At 45.9% G+C, this 529-nt stretch carries 1 protein-coding gene; it reads left to right on the top strand.

The annotated features are described in order from the left end of the window. Window positions 1-529: transposase (locus E5987_RS12810; RefSeq protein WP_237178854.1), on the top strand; the 529-nt coding region annotated here is incomplete at both ends.

Raw genomic sequence — 529 nt, 5'->3', positions numbered from 1 at the left:
CCGGTAAGTCTCTCGATGAAAACGAACAAACATTACTAGAAGAGGTGTTTGTAAAACATGAGAAAGACGGCACGGTCAGCTACAGCGTCGACAATAAAAAAGTGGATCAAAAGCTCCGCTACAAAGGCTACCGGGTACTGGTAAGCGACGAAATATCCGATGCCAGAAAAGCCTGGTGCGCTTACCAGGAACGCTGGATAGTCGAAGATACATTTAAAACACTCAAATCCCGCTTGGGCTGCTCAAGAAATCGAGTCTCGGACAACGAATCATTGACTGGTAAAACGTTTGTACAGTTCCTGGCAACCTCTATTGCGATGATTGTCAGAACCAGGCTGAGAAAATACAGTGAGGAGTGCAAAAAGAATAATAGTCTGCCAATAGTGTATGACAGTGACTGCAGAGTTCTGGACTCTTTGAACAATGTAATGCAGACCAGATTCTGCGGAGGTTACTACTTCGGTGAAATCGCAGGGAAAAGACGGATGTTATTTGAAGCCCTCGGGGTTCCGGTTCCTGATGCAGAGCC

It is taken from the genome of Parasutterella muris (assembly GCF_009767915.1).
In the GTDB taxonomy this organism is placed as follows: domain Bacteria; phylum Pseudomonadota; class Gammaproteobacteria; order Burkholderiales; family Burkholderiaceae_F; genus Parasutterella; species Parasutterella muris.
Note: the sequence above shows the minus strand (reverse complement) of the source record. Positions and strands in the feature narration are given on the sequence as shown.